Origin of the sequence: Microcystis sp. M53602_WE12, from assembly GCF_030065455.1 — a bacterium.
Classification (GTDB): Bacteria; Cyanobacteriota; Cyanobacteriia; order Cyanobacteriales; family Microcystaceae; genus Microcystis; species Microcystis aeruginosa.
This window is the reverse complement of record NZ_JASJFB010000583.1, coordinates 1-2,449: the sequence shown is the minus strand read 5'-3', so window position 1 is coordinate 2,449 and position 2,449 is coordinate 1. Positions and strand designations below refer to the sequence as shown.

At 47.9% G+C, this 2,449-nt stretch carries 3 protein-coding genes and 1 pseudogene; 3 read left to right on the top strand and 1 reads right to left on the bottom strand.

Annotated features, from left to right (window positions below; all coding sequences use genetic code 11):
• Positions 1-237: 237 nt before the first annotated feature.
• Positions 238-613: pseudogene (locus tag PX482_RS18700) on the bottom strand (NF041680 family putative transposase); the annotation flags it as partial.
• A 172-nt stretch (positions 614-785) separates the two neighbouring features.
• Here PX482_RS18700 and PX482_RS18695 point away from each other — a divergent pair.
• The 3 genes from PX482_RS18695 (at position 786) to PX482_RS18685 (ending at position 2,160) form a co-directional block, all read left to right on the top strand.
• Positions 786-956, top strand: coding sequence for a hypothetical protein (locus tag PX482_RS18695; protein WP_155120367.1), 171 nt, complete (start codon positions 786-788; stop codon positions 954-956).
• A gap of 78 nt (positions 957-1,034) precedes the next feature.
• Positions 1,035-1,523 carry an MgtC/SapB family protein gene (locus tag PX482_RS18690; RefSeq protein ID WP_004159254.1) on the top strand — a complete coding sequence of 163 codons (489 nt, stop codon included), beginning with the start codon at positions 1,035-1,037 and terminating at the stop codon, positions 1,521-1,523.
• Between the two features lie 100 nt (positions 1,524-1,623).
• Positions 1,624-2,160, top strand: coding sequence for a hypothetical protein (locus tag PX482_RS18685; protein ID WP_288027686.1), 537 nt, complete (start codon positions 1,624-1,626; stop codon positions 2,158-2,160).
• Positions 2,161-2,449 lie beyond the last annotated feature (289 nt).

The following is a 2,449-nucleotide window of genomic DNA, read 5'->3' as shown; positions in this document are numbered from 1 at the left end:
TTTGTACCAAGCGATGTACCACAAGAAGGATAATGCAAGGTTTTTGAAAGTCCCAATCCTATTTTCTTGCACTAACATCGGACTTTAACAGGTCAAAAGCCTTATTTTAAAAGGGTTTTACCATTATTCAGCAAGCCCTAAATAAGAATCATAACTTCTGTTTAGACTAATTTGCAGCCCAAATTGGCACAGCTAGGGATAAAAGACTGAGAAAGAGATAAAAAGCAGGATGAAGGATTAAGATGCGGTCTTTTTCGATTTAGGCGGGGCAGAATAGCGTTTTTTGACCGTAGGATAAGGGATTTTTGGAGTCCGTTTTTTGCCTTTAGGCCAGCCCTGGGATTTTCCTCGGGTTTTGGGGAAACAGGCGGGTGTACCAATCACCGCTAAAATTGCCCCAAAACCCTGAGCGACCCTTCCAGGAGTTAGAGAGTTTTGTGGAAGAGGCTTCTGCCAAGGTAAAGGATTATCTTGTACTATCTCACGAGCCAGCCATAACTACCAAGTCAGTAGAGGCATCAAATCGCGACCAGATTGCCCTTGTTCGGGATTTGAAAGTTTGGGTAAAGTCCAGTGTAATCTTTGCGAGTGCGAAGCGATTCGAGTGATCGATGTTAATGGGACTTAGGCGTTTTCGGTCAGCAAAAAAGGCTCAAACCATTACGGGACAAAGGGTTAACCTCGATTTATGATTTTCCTTGATATATCTGGGTTTCAGCGATTTTGGGCTTCTCGAAGTAAATCCCAAGCGGGGATTGGAGTTGAGGCTTTTATCGATTTGTTTTTTGTCTAAGTCCCATTATGTGGACTTCGGTGGAATTATAGAGGAAGAAGGCACATTCTGTGGCTATACCATTCCGACCCGTCTGCGGATTGGATGGTACTTTGGCACTGAGCGGTTTGAGTCAGAGGGTGAGTTTTTCCGAGTCACGATTGATGATGCAATCTATCGGTAGAACGATCGGACATCAATAAAGAAATTACAGCCAACTTTGTAGAATGAAGTACAGCCAAAGTAAGGAGGGACTACGGGTGTGTGGCAAGTGATATGGAATACTGTGCTATCGGAATTCTCCGAGATCACCGATGTGGCTCAAATTATCCGCATCATTTTACGTTTCTTGCTTGCGGCGATCCTTGGTGGTCTACTGGGGTACGATCGGGAGATCAAGGGCAAGGCGGCAGGGTTGCGAACGCATATGCTGGTTTCTTTCGGGGCAGCACTCTTCGTCCTCATTCCTCAACAATCTGGGGCATCGATCGCAGATTTAACTCGTGTGTTGCAGGGCTTGATCGCTGGGGTGGGATTCCTTGGGGCCGGATCGATCATTATAGGAAGGCACCAAGAGGAGGCTAAGGGGATGACCACGGCGGCGGGCATATGGCTAACGGCGGCCATCGGCGTAGCGGCAGGGATGGGGCGAGAAGCGACGGCCATTCTCAGCACTCTCTTAGCCTTGGGAATCTTATCCTTAATTCCCAAGGTCGAACGGTTGTTTGAACGCCGTGGAAGGAGGAGTTAAACGGGGTCGGAGTATTCGGGCGGATAGGGGTTGAAGATGTACAAGTAGTTCATACCCGCGTTAAACTGCATATCTTGCCCCATGCCGTTGGAGCCCAAAGATGATCAAAATTTCCGTTGATTCACAGGTGTCGTTTTCTCGACCCTTGGTTTATGTCACCTATCGGGACAAGCTGATGGAGTTGGGGCCGTATCTGCCCAATGTGCGATCGCTGCAACTCAAGTCTCGCCAGGAAGCGGAGCGACAGGTGCGACTAGTGCTGGAGTGGCATGGGGGTGGGGACATCCCAGCCGCTGCTCGGGCACTTTTGAGTGAAGAACTGTTCACTTGGACGGAATACGATATCTGGGACAACAATGAGTTTACTGTAGACTGGCAAATTGAAACCCATGCCTACCGAGAGGCGGTGTTTTGCGCTGGCAAGAACCGCTTTCTGGATCGAGGCAATTGCACATTGGTGGAAAGCCGAGTCGAAGTGAGGATTGACCTCAGCGCAGTTCACAGTGTGCCCCCCTTCTTGCTCAGTCGCTTAGTTCACCTAGTCGAAGAGCTTCTGGCCAAAAAGATTGAACCGAATCTGGTGCAGATGGGACAGAGTGTGCAGAAGTATCTGGAGCAAACGCAGAAAACCCAGTAACGCCAGGAAAGGGATAGACTATGGGGTAGCGATCTGGAAGTAGTGGTGAGTCGAATTGCTTATTTAGGGTTTGCTGAAAAAGTTTGTTGGTGGGGTTAGGAGTCGGTCGTCGGTCGTCAGTAGCCGGTCGTTTCAGGCTTTGTTGCCCTCTTTTTTTTTGTACCGGTTTATGTACTACAAGAAGGATAATGCAAGGTTTTTGAATGTCCCAATCCTATTTTCGCAGCATGAACATCGGATTTTAACAGGTCAAAAGCCTTATTTTAAAAGGGTTTTACCATTATTCAGC

What these genes read in the sequence shown, in the direction of transcription:
- PX482_RS18685 (WP_288027686.1), top strand. Translation starts at nt 1,624, where the DNA reads ATGATCAAAATTTCCGTTGATTCACAGGTGTCGTTTTCTCGACCCTTG.